The following is a 17031-nucleotide window of genomic DNA, read 5'->3' on the forward strand; positions in this document are numbered from 1 at the left end:
CGGGGGCGCCCCCGCGCCGGGCGCCCTCGGGGGGAATCCGCGTCAGGTGGAGGGGACGAAGAGCTCCAAGAGGAGCCACGCCACGGGGAGGGTGGCGATCAGGGAGTCGAGGCGGTCCATGACGCCGCCGTGCTCGGGCAGCAGGGTGCCCATGTCCTTGATGCCGAGGTCCCGCTTGATCTGCGATTCGATGAGGTCGCCCACCGTGGCGGTGACGACGGCGGCGGCGCCGAGCAGGGCCCCCTGCCAGGCGTGCCCGTCCAGCAGCCACCACACCAGCCACGCGCCCACCGCCATGCACGCGACGGCCGAGCCGGTCGCGCCTTCCCACGTCTTCTTGGGGCTGATGGCCGGGGCCAGCTTGTGCCTGCCGAAGAACGAGCCCGCGAAGAAGCCGCCGATGTCCGAGGCGATGGCCACCGCGACGAACACGACGATCCGGTGGTCGCCGTCGGAGGGCCGCAGCAGCAGGGCGACGATGCCGCCCATGACCACCAGGTAGCCGACCAGGAACACGCCGGCGGTGGCGTCGCGGACGTACCCGTCGGCGCCGCCCGGCATCCGCCACACCAGCACCGCCAGAACGGTCAGCGCCGCGGCCGCCACCAGACCCGTCGGCCCCGACGCGTACGAGGCGACGGCGGTGGCGACCGCCCCGACGGCGATGGGGATCCACGGGGCGCGGATGCCGCGCGTGGCGAACGCCCCGTTCAGCTCGTGCAGCCCGACGAGGAGGAAGGCGACCAGGACGCCGAGGAAGATCTCCTTGACGGTGTAGAGGGACGCCAGCACCACGCCGCCCAGCAGCACGCCCACGCCGACCGCGACCGGCAGGTTGCGGCCCATCTTGCGCTTCTTGGGCGTGGGCGTCTGCCCCGAGGCGGCGTCCGATGACGCGTCCCCGGACGGGTCCGGGGAGTGCGCGCCCCCCGCCGGGTCCGGCGAGGGCGCGTCCTCCGCTGGGCCAGTGGGACCGGAGGACACGTGCGGGTCGGCCGGCGAGCCCGACGGCTCTCCGGTCTCGTCCAGCTCCATCAAACCTCGAGCAGCTCCGCCTTCTTGTGTTCGAGAAGCTCGTCGATCTGCGCCACATAGCGGTGCGTGACGTCGTCGAGCTCCTTCTCGGCGCGCCGGACCTCGTCCTCGCCCGCCTCGCCGTCCTTGGCCAGCTTGTCGAGGGTCTCCTTGGCGCGGCGGCGGATGTTGCGGATGGCCACCCGGCCCTCCTCCGCCTTGGCCCCGGCGACCTTGATGAACTCCCGCCGCCGCTCCTCCGACAGCTCGGGGAAGACCACCCGGATGACCTTGCCGTCGTTGGTCGGGTTCACGCCGAGATCGCTCTCGCGGATCGCCTTCTCCACCGCGGCCATGGAGCTCTTGTCGAAGACCTCGACGATGACCAAGCGAGGTTCGGGCAGTCGGAACGACGCCAGCTGGTTGATCGGCGTCGGCGTCCCGTAGTACTCCGCTGTGATCTTGTTGAACATGGCGGGAGTGACGCGGCCGGTGCGGATGGCCTGGAAGTCCTCCTTGGCGACCGCGACCGCCTTCTCCATCTTCTCCTCGGCTTCGAGGAGGGTCTCGTCGATCACTTCGACTCCCATGTCACCTAGTCGGCCCTTGCCACCTAGCCATTGTCGCCTGATCCGCCGGTCCTCGGGGCCACTGATCCGCAGCTTTCCCGGGACCGGGCGTCCCGCGCGCCCCGCCCGGCCCCGGTCGTCCGGCGCCCGGACGGCGCGGCGCGCGTCGCGTCAGCCGTCGGCCTGAGTGACCAGTGTGCCGATCTTCTCACCCCGGACGGCCCGGACGATGTTGCCCTGCCCCATCAGGTCGAACACCACGATGGGCAGCGCGTTGTCCATGCAGAGGCTGATGGCCGTGGCGTCCATGACCTTCAGGCCCCGCTGCAGCACCTCGGCGTAGTCCAGCCGGTCGAACTTGACCGCGTCCGGATTCTTGCGCGGGTCGGCGTCGTACACCCCGTCCACCTGCGTCGCCTTGAGCACCGCGTCGGCGCCGATCTCCAGCGCGCGCTGGGCGGCGGTGGTGTCGGTGGAGAAGAACGGCTGGCCCAGCCCCGCGCCGAAGATGACCACGCGGCCCTTCTCCAGGTGCCGGATGGCGCGGCGCGGGATGTACGGCTCGGCGACCTGGCTCATGGTGATCGCGGTCTGCACCCGCGTGTCCAGGCCGATCTTCTCCAGGAAGTCCTGGAGCGCCAGGCAGTTGATGACCGTGCCGATCATGCCCATGTAGTCGGCGCGCGCCCGGTCCATGCCCCGTTCGGCCAGCGCCGCGCCGCGGAACATGTTGCCGCCGCCGCAGACCACCGCGACCTGCACGCCCACGCGCACCGCCTCGGCGACGCCCTCGGCGACGTGCTGCACGACCGCGGGGTCGATGCCGAGCGGCTCGGCGCCGGCGAACGCCTCGCCGGACAGCTTCAACAGCACACGCTTCCAGCCGGCGCGGTTCGGACGGAGCGTGGACGACGAGGCCGCCGTCGTGTCAGTGGTCGGTGTCTCCTGCACGTCGGCGGCCTCCTCGCTGCGGCGTCTGCTGGTTCGTGTCGGCATGCCCTGCCTCGCATGCTTCCAGGGCTTCCCTCAAGGGTTCCCCAGAATCCGGGAGATTTCCCGGTGATCGAGCCCTCCCTCGGGGACCGGGCTTCCCTCTGAGGCTCCGGACCCCTGTCCGAGGGAAGCAGGCCCCTGTATTCAGGATGCACGCCCGGCCGTGGCTTCGACCGGGCGGCGCCCCCTGGGGACACGGTGCCCGTGCGGGGTCCCGCGTCGCCCAGGGCCCAAGATGCTGCTGTCGCTCGGGATCGTCCGTCGCCGTCCTGCCGGGGCGGTCGCGCCGACCGGATCCGGGCCGGGACGCGCTGCCGTTGTCCGGCCGGATCCGAGTCTGCGCGGAGGTCCCGCGAGCCGGGGGCGCGTACGAGGCGCGTCCTTCCGCCCGGCCCCGGGTCCCTGGTCCCGCCGTCCCTGCGAGACGGGCGTCAGGCCTGGCCGACCTTGAACCGGGCGAACCGCTTGACCGTGACGCCGGCCTCGTCGAGGACCTTGGCGATGGTCTTCTTGGGCTCCTTGACGAACGCCTGCTCCAGGAGGACGAAGTCGCGGAAGTAGGCGTTGACCCGGCCCTCGACGATCTTCGGGATCGCCTTCTCGGGCTTGCCCTCCTCGCGGGTCAGCCGCTCGGCCAGCTCCCGCTCCTTGGCGATCACGTCGGCGGGGATGTCGTCGCGGGTGAGGTACTTGGGCGCCATCGCCGCGATCTGCTGCGCGACGTCCTTGGCGACCTCGGCGTTCTCCTTGTCCAGCTCGACCAGCACGCCGGTGGTCGGCGGCAGCGACGGGTCCGACTTGTGCAGGTAGCTGGCCACGTAGGCGCCGGTGAAGTGGGCGTAGCGGCCCAGCTCCAGCTTCTCACCGATCTTGGCGCTGGCCTCCTGGATCAGCGCCTCCACGGTCTTGCCCGGCTCGATCTCGGCGCCGAGCAGGCCCGCGGCGTCGGCCACGTCGCTGCCCGCCGCGAACGCGACGATGCGGTTGGCCAGCTCGATGAACTCGGCGTTCTTGGCGACGAAGTCGGTCTCGCACTTCAGCTCGAGGATCGCGCCGTCGCCGGTGCCGTTGAAGTGCTCGGCGATCAGGCCGTTGGCCGCGGTGCGCTCGGCGCGCTTGCCGACGTCCTTGGCGCCCTTGAGCCGCAGGATCTCCACGGCCTTGTCGAAGTCGCCCTCGGCCTCGGTCAGCGCGTTCTTGCAGGCCATCATGCCCGAGCCGGTCAGCTCGCGGAGCCGCTTGACGTCCGCGGTGGTGAAGTTCGCCATCGCTCTCTTCGTCTCTGTCGTGGTGGGACGTAAGGCTTGGTGGAGACGGGCCCCCGGGAGCCGCGCGACGTCGGCGCCCGGGAGCTCCCCGTCGTCAGGCTCCCGCGGCCTCGCCGCTCTTGCCCTCGGCGGCGGATTCGGCAGGGGTCTGGCCCTCCTTGGACGCGGCGTCCTTGGCCTCGGCGCTCGGGGTCTGGCCGCTCTCCAGCAGCTCGCGCTCCCATTCGGCCAGGGGCTCGGCGGAGGCGCCGGGGGCCGGCTTCTCCTCCCCGCCGGTCGCGGCGCCGGCGCGCGCGATCAGCCCGTCGGCGACCGCGTCGGCCACGACGCGGGTCAGCAGGCTGACGCTGCGGATGGCGTCGTCGTTGCCGGGGATCGGGTAGTCGACCTCGTCCGGGTCGCAGTTGGTGTCGAGGATCGCCACCACCGGGATGCCGAGCTTCTTGGCCTCGTTGACGGCGATGTGCTCCTTCTTGGTGTCGACGATCCACACGGCGCTGGGCACCTTGGCCATGTCGCGGATGCCGCCGAGGGTGCGCTCCAGCTTGTCCTTCTCGCGGCGCAGGCCCAGCAGCTCCTTCTTGGTCATGCCGGACCCGGCCACGTCGTCATAGTTGATCTCCTCCAGCTCCTTGAGCCGGGTGAGCCGCTTGTGGACGGTCGAGAAGTTGGTGAGCATGCCGCCCAGCCAGCGCTGGTTCACGTAGGGCATGCCGACCCGGGTGGCCTGCTCGGCGATGGCCTCCTGGGCCTGCTTCTTGGTGCCGACGAACAGAATCGTGCCGCCGTGCGCGACCGTCTCCTTGACGAACTCGTAGGCGCGGTCGATGTACGACAGCGACTGCTGCAGGTCGATGATGTAGATGCCGTTGCGCTCGGTGAAGATGAAGCGCTTCATCTTCGGGTTCCACCGACGGGTCTGGTGGCCGAAGTGAACGCCGCTCTCGAGCAGCTGCCGCATGGTGACGACGGGTGCCATGGCCCGCAATCTCCTGTCCGGCCCGGTCGCCGCCGGGCCTCGTCTCGGTTGTCCTCCTGCGCCCGCGACACGGCCACGCCGCCAACGGGTGACGGACCGAGCGGCCGCGCCCCACCGGTCGTGGAACTGGTGGCTGACGGGCGCGTGTATTCGGCCGTCCAGGTGAGCACCCACACGGCCGTTGCCCAAGTCTACGGGATGTCGTGCGCACGGGTGGACCGGGCCGCACCGGCGGCCCTCGGCTGGCGGCGGTTATCCACATGCGCGACCGGGTCTGGCGACCCTCGGATCAGGGGGAGCAGGCTGCCGGGCATGAGCCTAGTCAGCATCCTGGTCACCTGCACCACTCTGGCGGCCCTCGTCTCCCCCACCACCGCCGCCTCCGCCGCGCTGACTCGACCCTCCGCCCCGGCAGTCGCCCGGAGCGGCGCTGTGCACGCATCCCACCCGACCGGCCGCGATGCCCCCTTAGCGGGGACCGACGGCAGCACGTCGTCTCCGCCGACAGGCGAACCGAACCGCCCTCCGCGGCCGGACACGGCCACACCAGCTCTGCCCCGCCGCCCGCCACCCACGAGAAGCACCCCTCCGGCCTTGTCGGGCCATTGGCGATGGCCTTTGGGGCCGCCCGCACCCCGGGTTGTGCGGTTGTTCTCCGCACCCGCGTCCCCGTGGGGCGCCGGTCATCGCGGCGTCGACCTGGCGGCCGAACCAGGCCAGCCTGTCTACGCGGCCGCCGCGGGCCGAGTCTCGTATGCGGGGCGTCTCGCAGGCCGAGGAATCGTGGCGGTCACCCACGGGGCACTGCGCACCACCTACCTGCCCGTGCGCCCCGCCGTGGACCGAGGACGCCAGGTGGGCGCCGGCACCCTCATCGGCACCGTGGAGACCACCTGGCAGCACTGCGCGGTCACATGCCTGCACTGGGGGCTGATACGCGGGTCGCTCTACCTCGACCCGCTGCGCCTGGTGCGTCCGAACGTCCGCCTGCTGCCGTACTGGACGCCGACCCCGCGCCCCCGGTCGCAGCCGTCGGCCCCGCCGCGCTCCGTCGCCTCTCCCGGTATGGATCTTCGGGCTTACGCCACGACCGCAGGTGGCGGCGCACTGGCCGGGATGGTGCTCGCCTTTCTCCTGAGCCTGGGTTGGCGCTATGGCCGTTCCCGTCCGTCCATGCGCCGCCCTCCCCCGGGCGTGATCGACCTGGCGAGAGAACGCCGCCAACGCCGAGCCCGCTGACCTTTCGCCCGGACGGTCGCGCCTTCGGGCTCGCGACCGTCCTCCGGCAACGCCCCCTATGCGCTACGCGTTTCCGGAGCCGGCCATGTCGCGAAAGCAGGCCGCCAGGGGCGGGGACGCCACGCCGCGTTCCCGCCCAGGCGCCGATCCCGCACGACCGAGCTCTCGATCAGCCTGTCGACCGCGCAGACCTGGATCACGTCGTGATCGGTCCATGCGGCGTGGTGGAAGTAGACAGCAAGGCCGCGATCCGGTCGACGCCGTGGTGGCCGGCAGGATGGCGCCCAGGCTCGAGGGCGGCGTCGATCAGGACGACGTCTGCGCGCTGATCAACGAGATCGCCACGAACCGCAGGCGAGGGCCTGATCTCCCCCAGGCAGACGGAAGCACCCTGCGGCTCGACCCGCTGCGGCTGGGAGACAGGGCAAGATCATGCGGTGCCGCGAGGATGGGCTTGGCGGTGGACCTGCTTGAGCCGTTCGACGGACACCCGGGTGTAAATCTGCGTCGTCTGCAGGGACGCGTGCCCGAGCATCTCTTGCACGCTCCTCAGATCGGCTCCGCCCTCGAGAAGGTGCGTCGCGGCAGTATGCCGGAACCCGTGCGGGCTGACATCCGGCATGTCGCCCGCTTCGGCGATGCGGGAATGGACGATGCGCCGCGCGCTGGTGGGATGGAGGCGACCGCCGCGCGCCCCCAAGAAAAGGGCAGGTCCGCTGTGCTCTGTGGCCAGCGCCGGGCGGCCGTGCCGAAGCCACTCCTGGACTGCTCGCGCGGCAGGATCACCCACCGGCACCGTGCGCTCCTTGTCGCCCTTTCCCAGGACGCGCACGGTCTGGCGTTCGGTGTCCAGGTCGTCGATATCCAGGCCGCATAGCTCGCTGACCCGCACGCCCGTGGCATAGAGCATCTCCAGGACGGCGCGGTCGCGCAGACCTATGGGCCCCTCGCCCCGTAGGTCGTCCAGCAGGCGGGCGGCCTGGTCCTGCGTCAGCACCGTGGGGAGGTCTCGCGGCTGCTTAGGCGTGCCAAGGAGCAGGCCCGGGTCGTCCGCAAGGAGCCCCCGCCGGAACAGGTAGGCGGTGAAGGTCCGCGCTGCGGCGGTCCGGCGCGCCAGGGTCGCGCGCGAGCGGCCGTGAGCATGCTGCCTGGCCAGCCAGGCGCGGAGAAGTGCGACGTCTATGCCGTCCAACCCGGATGCCCCCACTTCGGCGGCGTAACGGCTCAGGTCGCGAATGTCGCCGAGATAAGCCCGCAGAGTATGCGGCGACAGTCCTCGTTCGACCCGCAGATGCCGCTCGAAGTCCTCCAGCACTTCTCGCGGCACTGCGGAGGGGACGGAAGCGTCGTCGGCGTTCACAGCCGTCACGCTGCGCCACGGACGCCGCGAAGGCAAGCGCGCACCGCCGCTCTCGTGATCTTCCCGCCGACTTTTCCACAGAATCCGGTTCACCTTCCGCCCGCAGTGACGCCGCGTCACCGTGAGAACACGGAGGTGATCCTGTGACCGACAACGCGGCTCTCGGACGGCGCGGCGAGCACGCCGCGGCGGCCTACCTGACCCGGCTGGGCTGGACGATCCTCGACCGCAACTGGCGGTGCCCGGAGGGCGAGCTGGACATCGTCGCGTATGACGGGCGGCGTCACGTCGTCTGTGAGGTGAAGACCCGCAGCACGGCGGCCTTCGGCGCCCCGCTGGAGGCGATCACGCCCGACAAGGCCGCGCGGCTGCGGCGGCTGGCCGGGCGCTGGGCCGCCGAGCACCGCGTCCGCGGCGCCGACGTCCGGATCGACGTCCTCGGCTTGACCCCGTGTACGCCGCCGCACCGGGCGGTATCCCGCGGCAGAGGCGTCTCCTGGATCGCCGGCGCGGTTTTCGGAAAGCGCCGGCCTGCTCCAGCCGATGAACACGACCCGCGCCATAGACGGGCCAGACGCCTCGGCGGTGGCGCCCCGCACGCCGAAAGCTGCGGTTTCTCGGTAGAGCACGTGCGGGGGGTGTGCTGATTGACCCTCGCCAGAACCCGTTCGGTGTCCCTGGTGGGAGTGGACGGCTTCGTCATCGATGTGGAGGCCGCGATCACGAGCGGCGTCCCGGGGCTGCACCTGGTGGGCCTGCCCGACGCCGCGCTGAACGAGGCGCGCGACCGCGTGCGGGCCGCCGTCTTCAATTCGGGTGAGGATTGGCCCAACCGGCACGTCACCGTGTCGCTCTTCCCCGCCAGCCTGCCGAAACGCGGCTCGACCTTCGACTTGGCCATCGCCGTCGCGCTGCTCGCGGCGGCCGAGTCCGTTCCGCCGCGGTCGTGCGCGGAGCTGGTGATGATCGGTGAGCTCGGGCTGGACGGCCGGGTCCGCGCCATCCCGGGCGTGCTGCCCGCGGCGTTGGCGGCCGCCAACGCGGGCTGCCGCACCGTGGTCGTGCCGCACGCCAACGCCGCGGAAGCCGAACTGGTCCCCGACCTGCGGGTGATAGCGGTGCGGTCGCTGCGGGGGCTGCTGTGCATGCTGCGCGACGAGCCGCCGCCGATCGAGGAAGAGGAGGACGACGAGGAGCTTCCCGTCCGCGCCGCTCCCGAAGGGCTCGCCCTGGGCGGCCGAGCGGCGCGTCCCGGTCTGGACCTGGCGGACGTGCGCGGCCAGGCCGAGGCCCGCCGCGCGCTGGAGATCAGCGCGGCCGGCGGCCATCACCTGTACTTCTGCGGCCCGCCCGGCTGCGGCAAGACGATGCTGGCCGAACGCCTCCCCACACTGCTGCCGCCGCTGGAGCCGGAGGCGGCCCTGGAGGTCACCGCGCTCCACTCGGTCGCGGGCACCCTGCCGCCCGATCAGCCGCTGATCACCAGGCCGCCGTTCTACGCGCCGCATCACACCGCCACCCGGTCGGCCATGGTCGGAGGCGGTTCCGGCCGCACGCTGCAACCCGGCGCGGTCTCCCTGGCCCACCGCGGCATCCTCTTCCTCGACGAGGCGCCCGAGTTCCACAACGGGGTTCTGGACGCGCTGCGTCAACCGCTGGAGGAGGGAGTGGTGCGGATCTCCCGCACGGAGGGCACGGCCACGTTCCCCGCCAGGTTCACGCTGGTGCTGGCCGCCAACCCGTGTCCGTGCGCGGCGGCCAAGCAGATCGACTGCTCGTGCGCGCCCGGCGTCCGACGCAAATACCAGTCCAAGATCTCCGGACCGCTGCTCGACCGGATCGACCTGAAGCTGGAACTGGTGCCGGCCAGCCGCGCCGAACTGCGGTACGACCTGGAGTTCGCCGAGTCCAGCCAGGTCGTCGCCGAACGCGTCCAGGAGGCCCGCGAGCGGACCCGCAAACGCCTGGCCGACACCCCGTGGCGGTCCAACGCCGAGATCCCCGGCCCGGAGCTGCGCCGCCGGTTCACTCCGGCGCCGGAGGCGATGCGCGCCGCCGACGAGGCCCTGCAGAACGGCACGCTCAGCGCCCGCGGGCTGGACCGCGTGCTGCGAGTGGCCTGGACGATCGCCGATCTCGCCGGACGCGACCAGCCCTCCGAGGACGACGTCGGAGGCGCGCTCGCCCTGTGGACGGTGAGGCGGTCATGACCGACGAACGTCTGGCCAGGGCCGCCCTGACCGCCACGGCCGAACCGGGCGACGCCCTGCTCAACCGCGTCATCGACCGCCTCGGCCCGGTCGGGGCCGTCGAGGCGATCCGCACCGGCGACATCCCCGGAGACCTGCTCTCCGAACGCGTCGTCCGCCGAGTCGAACACTGGCGTATCCGGTCGGCCGCCGCAGACCCCGGACGCGACCTGGAAATCTGCGAACGGCTGGGCGGCCGTCTGCTCTGCCCGGGCGACCCGGAATGGCCCACCACGCTGGACGATCTGGGCGGGGAGCGCCCTTACGCGCTCTGGCTGCGCGGCCCCGGCGACCTGCGCAACACGTGCCTGCGCTCGGTGGCCATGGTCGGATCCCGCGCGGCCTCGTCCTACGGCCTGCGGCTGGCCGCCGGATTCGCCGCCGACCTGGCCGAACGCGGCTGGACGGTGGTCTCGGGAGGGGCGCTCGGCATCGACGCGGCCGCCCACCGGGGCGCCCTGGCGGCCGACGGCCCGACGATCGCGGTGCTCGCCAACGGCGTGGACGTGCCGTATCCGGCGTCCAACGACGGGCTGTTCGCCGAGATCGCCCGCCGCACGCTGCTCGTCAGCGAGTCCCCGCCGGGCGTGGAACCGCACCGCCTGCGCTTCCTCGTCCGCAACCGGGTCATCGCGGCGCTGTGCCGCGGCACGGTGGTCGTCGAAGCCGAGGCGCGCAGCGGGGCCCTCAGCACCGCCGCCTGGACCCGCAGGCTGGGCCGCGTCCTCATGGCGGTTCCCGGCCCGGTCGACTCCCGGACATCGGTGGGCTGCCACAAACTGCTCCGAGACGACCCGTCCGCGACACTGGTCACCCGCTCCGAGGAGATCATCGAGGCGGTCGGCCGGATCGGCGACGACCTGGCCCCGGTCCCGTCCGGCCCCGTGCTCCCCCGCGACCGTCTGGAGCCCACCGCCCGCGCCGTCCTGGAAGCCCTCCCCGCCAGGGGCGCCGCGGGCCCGGCCCAGATCGCCGTCAAGGCGGGCGTGGACCTGGCCACGGTCAACGGCAAGCTCGGCCTCCTGGCCGCCGGCGGCTTCGTCGAACGCTGCTCCGGCGGCTGGCGCCTCACCAAGTCCGCCAAACAGCCGAAATAGCCGCAGTTGACTTCCTCCCCCGGCCTAAAGGCGGGGCCTTCAAAGGTCGCCGGTCGGCCTTCCTGCTTCACAGCCAGCCGCCTCGTCCGAGAGGACTCTCGTTGAGGTCTCACACCAGCTCCACAGGCGTTCTGCCTGTCCGCCAGCCCGGCGGCGAGCACGTTCTTGGCCGCGTTCACATCGCGGTCGTGGACCGCGCCGCAGGCGCATTCCCGCCTCCGGACGTTCAGCGGCATCTCGTCCCGCAAGGTGCCGCACGCCGAGCACAGCTTGGAGGAAGGGAACCACCGGTCAACCGTGACCAGTTCGCGCCGGTACCAGTCGCACTTGTAGTCCGACATCGACCGCAGCTGACGGCACGCCGCATCGGAGATGGCGCGGGCCAGCGAGCGGTTGCGGACCATGGTGCGGGCGGTCAGGTCCTCGATCACGACCGTTTGGTTCTCACGGACGAGCCGAGTGGTGATCTTGTGCAGAACGTCGCGGCACCGGTCGGCGATGCGGGCGACCCGCCGTCGGGTCTTGTCCCGGTTCACGCTGCCCTTGGCTGTACGGGACCGGGCACGCTGCGCCTTGGCGAGCCTGCGCCGGTCCCGGCGCTCATGCCTGGGGTTGTCGATCCTCTCCCCGGTGGACAGCGTCACCAGGCAGGTGATACCAGCTCCACCCCACAGCCGGCTCGACCGGGGCAGGCGGGCGGGATGTTCTCCTCGACCAGGATGGGCACGAACCAGCGTCCCGCCGCGCGACACCGTCACCGTGGACGGCTCCGCACCTTCTGGGAGGGGACGAGACCACACGATGTGCAGCGGGTCGTCCATCTTCGCCAGGTATGAACGCCCGTTCCCCCCAGCGGGCCGCCGAGCGGGCCAGCGGCATCGCCGCCGACCACGTTGGAGCTCGCCCAGCCCGACGCGATCAGGCGATCCCCCATGGACGATCGAGCCGCGCCGGACCCTCTCGCCTAGCGTGCGGCGAGTCGCCGGAGACGACCATGAAGCAGCCCGCTCACGGCCCCGAGCCCTGGCCAGAGCCTCGCAGCCGATCTACGCCAGAGCCTGTACGCCACGCGCCACGGCGCCGAGCGGATCGACGGCATCGCCGCCGACCACGTTGGAGCTCGCCCAGCCCGACACGGTCAGCGGTCCCCATGGACGATCGAGCCGCACCGGACCCGCTCACCGGACATGCGGTGAGTCCGCGGAGACGGCCTTGGAGCAGCCTGCTCGCAGCCCTGTGGCCTGGAGGCTCGCGGTGGGGTGGAGAGGCGGGATCGGAGAGAAAGTGATGTCCGTCTTGCTGAGTCGGCCGACAATGCCCGGCAGTTCGTGCGGTCCGGTGGGCTCAGTGGGCCGCCGGCAGTTCGAAGTCGCTCTTGGCGAGTTCCTCGATGTTGACGTCCTTGAACGTGACGACGCGGACGTTCTTGACGAAGCGCGCAGGACGGTACATGTCCCAGACCCAGGCGTCCTGCATGGTGACCTCGAAGAACACCTCGCCGTTGTCGGAGCTGCGCACCTGCAGGTCCACCGAGTTGGTGAGATAGAACCGCCGCTCCGTCTCCACCACGTAGGTGAACAGGCCGACGACGTCGCGGTACTCGCGATAGAGCTGCAGCTCCATCTCGGTCTCGTACTTCTCGAGATCCTCGGCGCTCACGCTCGTGCCCCTTCCGTCCGCCCCTCGCCGGGAATCTCCCCCGCGGGGCCGTACCCGGACTCCTCCCCCATGGCCTCTCCACCATTGTTACGCACGGCGCGCCCCACGTTCACGAAGGAGAACCGATGCTCCGGACACGGCCCGTACCTGGCCAGAGCCGCTGAATGGTCACGCGTCACATACCCCTTGTGCACATCGAAGCCATAGGCCGGGTAACGCTCGTGCAAGTCGATCATGATGCGGTCACGGGTGACCTTGGCCACGATCGAGGCCGCCGCCACGCATGCCGCCACTTGGTCCCCCTTGATGACCGCCAGCCCCGGCACGTCCAGACCGGGAACGGCGAATCCATCGCTCAGCACGTACGCGGGCCGCCGCTCCAGCGCCGCCAGCGCGCGCCGCATGCCCATGACGTTGCTCCGGTGCAGCCCCACCCGGTCGACGTCGTGGCAGGGGATGATCACCGTGCTCCACGCCACGGCCCGCTCGACGATCTCGTCGTACAGCTCCTCGCGGCGCGCCGGGGTGAGCTGTTTGGAGTCGGTCAGCCCTTCGATCCGCTCGCGTCGCCCATCGGGCAGGATCACCGCGCCGACCACCAGCGGGCCCGCGCACGCGCCGCGGCCCGCCTCGTCGACACCGGCCACAGGGCTGAAGCCCGCGTGCGCCAACGCCCGCTCGTAGGCGTACAACCCGGCGTCCCGGCGCGGGGTGTAGCGGAGTGGACGACCTCTCATGGTCCGCAGCGTACGTCTCTTGCACCCGTCCTGGCGCCCGGAATGGGAGTCATGCCCGTACCGGCACCCCGCCGACGGCATGCCCTACCGCTCCAGCAGCCCGTATCGCAGCCCCCGACGGACGTATCGAGGCGTAGGTGATCGCTCTGCGCCGCACACAACGATCGGCCCTCTCCGCCTGACCGCTCGCACTGACTGGCATCGCGCTCTGCACCGCGTGCCGCATCCCGGCACGCCACGGCGCCGCCAGCGGCAGGCACCGGGCCGCCGGCGACACCTTTCTCCGCTGCAAGCACCGGCGCCGGCGACCTGGTCCACATCTACGTCACATAGATTCGGTCGTTCCCCCGGACGGCGGCGGGTACTGGGCGCGCCGAGGCCGCATCAACCGGCACCGCGACGGCACCGGCAGCCCCCGATGGACACCAACGACATCGAGGGGCAAGTAATCGCTCGGGTCGGCCCCGCCCGCACTGGCATCGCGCTCTGCACCGCGTGCCGCATCCCGGCACGCCACGGCTCGGCGCCCCTGGCGCCCCAGACGGCGGCTGGTCAAGGCCATCTGGGAGCCGCGCCTCAACATGGAGCTCGAGCACCTGCGGATCGCTGCGAGCTGATGCGGCGGAGCGACGACACCGGGAGCCCAGGGCGACCCGCGGGCCGTCTGAACAACCTTTCGTCGGGGCCCCAGGGCGTCGTCGAGGTGACGGCCTTGAAATTCCTCACGGCCGTGCGGTGGCCGGGTCAGGAGCGCCGGCGGCGTAGGCGGTAGCGGCGGTGGAGGTAGGTGATGGGGACGGCGCCCGCGAGGCCGAGCGCGAAGGGGGTGGCGGGCAGGGCCGCCCCGGCCGCCTGCAGCGCCGGCTGTTCGAAGGTCTTCGGGATCGGGAGGGTGCCCATGTGCTTCGGAGGCCAGACGATCACGAAGGCGCGGCCGATGACGCGGTTGGTGGGGATGGTGCCGCCGCCGGGGTCGCCGCGGTGGGCCCGCGAGTCGGAGGAGACCTCGCGGTGGTCGCCCATCACCCACAGCTGGCCGGGCTGGACGACGTGGTCGAACGGCTCGTTGGACGGCCGGTTCTGCTCGCCCGTGAGGGGGTCGGTGTACAGGTAGGAGCGCTCGTCCAGCGGCACGCCGTTGACGGTGATGCGGCCGCGGGCGTCGCAGCACTTGACGTGGTCGCCGGGGACGCCGATGACGCGCTTGATGTAGTCCTTCTCGCCGGGCACCATGCCGAAGGTCCGGCCGATGCCGCGCAGCGCCCGGGAGACCGGGTTGCCGGGCTCCTCCACCTGGACCTCGGGGTCCCAGGAGTCCAGGCCGTTGAACACGACGATGTCGCCGCGTTTCACGTCGCGGGTATGGTAGACGATCTTGTTGACGAGGACGCGGTCGCCGATCTGCAGGGTGTTCTCCATCGACGCGGACGGAATATAGAACGCCTGCACGGCGAACGCCTTGATGATCAGGGCGAGGATCAGCGCCACCCCGATGAGGATCGGCAGCTCTTTCCAGAAGGAGCCCTGCTTGCGCTCCTTGCGGCCGCCGCTCTCCCCGTCGTCCGAGGACGTGTCGCCAGCGCCTTCCGCACCGGAGGTCACGGTCTGCTTGTCGTCGGGCACCGCGCCCTCGGCTTCCGATCGCACGTCTCTCCGATCGTCCTCGTCAGTCATCCCTTGCGCAAGACTATCGGCGCGGACGCCGTCGCACCGCGCACCGGACCGTGTCGCGCCCGATCCGGGCCCGACGCGCGTCCCCGCCACTGCGGGCAACGCTCCGTTCCCCTCGAAGGGTTCCTGAACGGGCCCACCGCCCACAAGACGAATTCGAAGCGATTACCCGGTATTGGGAGGAAAATGCCGGAGGAAACAGGCCGACGCCCCGGAGCTCGGTCCGGGGCGTCGGGAAGCGGCGGGCGCGATCAGAATTCGCGCTTCTCCTTGATGCGGGCCGCCTTGCCGCGCAGGTTGCGCAGGTAGTACAGCTTGGCCCGGCGCACGTCGCCGCGGGTGACCACTTCGATCTTCTCGATGTGCGGGCTGTTCAGCGGCCAGGTGCGCTCGACGCCGTAGCCGCCCTTGCTGACCTTGCGGACGGTGAAGGTCTCGCGGGCGCCGCCGCCCTGCCGCCGGATCACCACGCCCTCGAAGACCTGGATCCGGGTGACCTTGCCTTCGGTGATGCGCGCGTGCACCTTGACCGTGTCGCCCGGGCGGAAGGCCGGGTGGTCGGTGCGCAGCGTGGCCTGCTCGATCTCACGGATCAGGGTGTGCATGACAGCGGTTCCTCATGGTCATACGCGGCGTCGAGAGGCCCCGGTGAACGCGGTGGGGGCGTCGCGCCGCGCGAAGTGGATCTTGATGGGAGTCTGTGTGCCGGGCGCCCGCGCGCACGGCGGTGTTTCAGTGTGCCACATCCTCGCCGTCCACCGGAAAACCGGCCTCGGCCAGCACCCGGCGGTCCTGCGCGTCGAGCGTCGCCGGGTCCAGCCGCGCGGCCAGTTCCGGACGGTTGCGCACGGTGCGCCGCAGCGCCTGGTCGCGGCGCCACCGGGCGATCGCGCCGTGGTTGCCCGACAGCAGGATCTCCGGGACGGCGCGGCCGCGCCAGACCGGCGGCTTGGTGTAGACGGGGCCCTCCAGCAGCGACTCCATCGCGCCGGGGGCGAAGGAGTCGTCGGCCACCGAGTCGGCGTTGCCGAGCACCCCCGGCAGCAGCCGCCCGACCGCCTCGACGATCGCCAGGACCGCGACCTCGCCGCCCGCCAGCACGAAGTCGCCCAGGCTGACCTCGTCCACCGGCATGCGGGTGCGGGCCTCGTCCACGACGCGCGCGTCGATGCCCTCGTACCGGCCGCAGGCGAACACCAGCCAGTCCTCCTCGGCCAGCTCGACGGCGGTGGCCTGGGTGAACGGGCGGCCGCTCGGGGTGGGCACGATCAGCCGGGGCACGGGCCCGCCGGGCGGCGCGATGGCGTCCAGCGCCTCCCCCCACGGTTCGGGCTTCATCACCATGCCGGGCCCGCCCCCGTACGGTGTGTCGTCGACGGTGCGGTGCCGGTCGTGGGTCCACTGCCGCAGGTCGTGCACGCGCACGTCGAGCAGGCCGGCGCGGCGCGCCTTGCCCAGCAGGGAGACGTCCAGCGGAGCGAAGTACTCCGGGAAGATCGTGACGATGTCGAGCTTCATCAGGCTTTCGGTGGTGCCGGTCGCGGGGAGCGTCGCCCCGGGGGTGGCTCAGTCGAGGAGGCCGGGGGGCGGGTCGATGCGCAACCGCCCCCCGGGGACGTCCACCTCGGGGACCAGGGCGGCGACGAAGGGCACCAGCACCTCGCCTCCGTCGGCCCGGCGCACCACGAGCAGGTCCTGTCCGTGGTGCCGCACCTCCGCGACGGTGCCGACGTCGGCGCCGTCGACGGTGGTCACGGCCAAGCCGATGAGCTCCTGGTCGTGGAACTCGTCGGGGTCGGCCGAAGGGGGGATGTCGGAGGGGTCGACGACGAGCCAGACGCCGCGCAGTTCGTCGGCGGCGTTCCGGTCGTCGACTCCGGAGAAGCGCACGAGCAGCCGGCCCGCGTGCCATCTGGCGCGCTCGACCGTCAGCGGGCCGACGTCCGCCGGGTCGGTGGCCAGTTCGGCGCCGGGCGCGAACCGGCGGTCGGGGTCGTCGGTGCGCACGTCGATGGCGAGTTCGCCGCGGATCCCGTGCGGGCGGCCGATCCGGCCGATCACCACCTGGTCGTCCGGTTCGGTGCCCGGCCCGGCCCCTCCCGGCGTTCGGGGAGGGCGCCGCCCCGGCACGGCGCCGCGGCCCTGCGCGGACGCGCCGGCGGGACGCCGGGCGGGGGTTCCGGCGGGCCGCCCCTT

General features: G+C 71.7%; 16 protein-coding genes and 1 pseudogene. 4 read left to right on the forward strand and 13 right to left on the reverse strand.

What is annotated here, in order from left to right:
* Positions 1-42: 42 nt before the first annotated feature.
* From AR3_RS16670 to rpsB, 5 genes are all read right to left on the reverse strand, one after another.
* Positions 43-1035, reverse strand: a complete 993-nt coding sequence (locus tag AR3_RS16670) for a phosphatidate cytidylyltransferase (protein ID WP_083951600.1) — start codon at positions 1033-1035, stop codon at positions 43-45.
* Positions 1035-1592, reverse strand: coding sequence for a ribosome recycling factor (gene frr / locus AR3_RS16675; protein WP_067915133.1), 558 nt, complete (start codon positions 1590-1592; stop codon positions 1035-1037). Before frr ends, AR3_RS16670 begins: the two co-directional genes overlap by 1 nt.
* A gap of 162 nt (positions 1593-1754) precedes the next feature.
* Positions 1755-2534, reverse strand: coding sequence for a UMP kinase (gene pyrH, locus AR3_RS16680; RefSeq protein WP_067915150.1), 780 nt, complete (start codon positions 2532-2534; stop codon positions 1755-1757).
* A gap of 473 nt (positions 2535-3007) precedes the next feature.
* Complete coding sequence (gene tsf / locus AR3_RS16685) at positions 3008-3844, reverse strand: translation elongation factor Ts (protein WP_067915134.1); 837 nt, start codon at positions 3842-3844, stop codon at positions 3008-3010.
* Positions 3845-3938: 94 nt separating this feature from the next.
* Positions 3939-4823, reverse strand: coding sequence for a 30S ribosomal protein S2 (rpsB, locus tag AR3_RS16690; protein WP_067915135.1), 885 nt, complete (start codon positions 4821-4823; stop codon positions 3939-3941).
* A gap of 312 nt (positions 4824-5135) precedes the next feature.
* Between rpsB and AR3_RS29760 the strand changes: the two genes are divergently transcribed.
* Positions 5136-6062 (forward strand): M23 family metallopeptidase, encoded by a 927-nt coding sequence (locus tag AR3_RS29760; RefSeq protein WP_083951605.1) that lies wholly within the window; start codon positions 5136-5138, stop codon positions 6060-6062.
* A gap of 430 nt (positions 6063-6492) precedes the next feature.
* Here AR3_RS29760 and AR3_RS16705 read toward each other — a convergent pair whose 3' ends face one another.
* Positions 6493-7422, reverse strand: a complete 930-nt coding sequence (locus AR3_RS16705; RefSeq protein WP_067915137.1) for a tyrosine recombinase XerC — start codon at positions 7420-7422, stop codon at positions 6493-6495.
* A 143-nt stretch (positions 7423-7565) separates the two neighbouring features.
* Here AR3_RS16705 and AR3_RS32625 point away from each other — a divergent pair, with 143 nt between their 5' ends.
* Genes AR3_RS32625 through dprA form a run of 3 tightly spaced genes read left to right on the forward strand, consistent with a single transcriptional unit; the run spans position 7566 to position 10768 of the window.
* Positions 7566-8069: a YraN family protein gene (locus AR3_RS32625; protein ID WP_083951602.1), complete on the forward strand. Its 504-nt coding sequence runs from the start codon at positions 7566-7568 to the stop codon at positions 8067-8069.
* The gene (locus tag AR3_RS16715) at positions 8070-9632 is read left to right on the forward strand and encodes a YifB family Mg chelatase-like AAA ATPase (RefSeq protein WP_067915138.1); all 1563 of its coding nucleotides are present in this window, start codon (positions 8070-8072) and stop codon (positions 9630-9632) included.
* Positions 9629-10768, forward strand: coding sequence for a DNA-processing protein DprA (dprA, locus tag AR3_RS16720; RefSeq protein ID WP_067915151.1), 1140 nt, complete (start codon positions 9629-9631; stop codon positions 10766-10768). Before AR3_RS16715 ends, dprA begins: the two co-directional genes overlap by 4 nt.
* A 44-nt stretch (positions 10769-10812) precedes the next feature.
* Here dprA and AR3_RS29770 read toward each other — a convergent pair.
* From AR3_RS29770 to rimM, 7 genes and pseudogenes are all read right to left on the reverse strand, one after another.
* Positions 10813-11613 (reverse strand): annotated as a pseudogene (locus AR3_RS29770) (RNA-guided endonuclease InsQ/TnpB family protein); the annotation flags it as partial.
* Between the two features lie 499 nt (positions 11614-12112).
* Positions 12113-12427: a DUF2469 domain-containing protein gene (locus AR3_RS16725; protein ID WP_067915139.1), complete on the reverse strand. Its 315-nt coding sequence runs from the start codon at positions 12425-12427 to the stop codon at positions 12113-12115.
* Positions 12424-13164 (reverse strand): ribonuclease HII, encoded by a 741-nt coding sequence (locus tag AR3_RS16730; RefSeq protein WP_067915140.1) that lies wholly within the window; start codon positions 13162-13164, stop codon positions 12424-12426. Before AR3_RS16730 ends, AR3_RS16725 begins: the two co-directional genes overlap by 4 nt.
* Positions 13165-13908: 744 nt before the next feature.
* Positions 13909-14811, reverse strand: coding sequence for a signal peptidase I (lepB, locus tag AR3_RS16735; protein ID WP_067915141.1), 903 nt, complete (start codon positions 14809-14811; stop codon positions 13909-13911).
* A gap of 275 nt (positions 14812-15086) precedes the next feature.
* The gene (gene rplS / locus AR3_RS16740; protein ID WP_067915142.1) at positions 15087-15440 is read right to left on the reverse strand and encodes a 50S ribosomal protein L19; all 354 of its coding nucleotides are present in this window, start codon (positions 15438-15440) and stop codon (positions 15087-15089) included.
* 127 nt (positions 15441-15567) lie between these two features.
* A complete protein-coding gene (gene trmD / locus AR3_RS16745; RefSeq protein ID WP_067915143.1) occupies positions 15568-16353 on the reverse strand; it encodes a tRNA (guanosine(37)-N1)-methyltransferase TrmD in 786 nt (261 codons plus the stop codon).
* 48 nt (positions 16354-16401) lie between these two features.
* Positions 16402-16899 (reverse strand): ribosome maturation factor RimM, encoded by a 498-nt coding sequence (gene rimM / locus AR3_RS16750; protein WP_067915144.1) that lies wholly within the window; start codon positions 16897-16899, stop codon positions 16402-16404.
* Positions 16900-17031: the final 132 nt, after the last annotated feature.

The organism is Actinomadura rubrobrunea NBRC 15275 (assembly GCF_001552235.1).
Taxonomy (GTDB): domain Bacteria; phylum Actinomycetota; class Actinomycetes; order Streptosporangiales; family Streptosporangiaceae; genus Spirillospora; species Spirillospora viridilutea.

Excerpts from the sequence above, each read along its gene's own strand:
- rpsB (WP_067915135.1), bottom strand. The coding sequence starts at position 4,823 with ATGGCACCCGTCGTCACCATGCGGCAGCTGCTCGAGAGCGGCGTTCAC.
- tsf (WP_067915134.1), bottom strand. The coding sequence starts at position 3,844 with ATGGCGAACTTCACCACCGCGGACGTCAAGCGGCTCCGCGAGCTGACC.
- dprA (WP_067915151.1), top strand. The coding sequence starts at position 9,629 with ATGACCGACGAACGTCTGGCCAGGGCCGCCCTGACCGCCACGGCCGAA.
- trmD (WP_067915143.1), bottom strand. The coding sequence starts at position 16,353 with ATGAAGCTCGACATCGTCACGATCTTCCCGGAGTACTTCGCTCCGCTG.
- AR3_RS29760 (WP_083951605.1), top strand. The coding sequence starts at position 5,136 with ATGAGCCTAGTCAGCATCCTGGTCACCTGCACCACTCTGGCGGCCCTC.
- rplS (WP_067915142.1), bottom strand. The coding sequence starts at position 15,440 with ATGCACACCCTGATCCGTGAGATCGAGCAGGCCACGCTGCGCACCGAC.
- AR3_RS16670 (WP_083951600.1), bottom strand. The coding sequence starts at position 1,035 with ATGGAGCTGGACGAGACCGGAGAGCCGTCGGGCTCGCCGGCCGACCCG.
- AR3_RS16730 (WP_067915140.1), bottom strand. The coding sequence starts at position 13,164 with ATGAGAGGTCGTCCACTCCGCTACACCCCGCGCCGGGACGCCGGGTTG.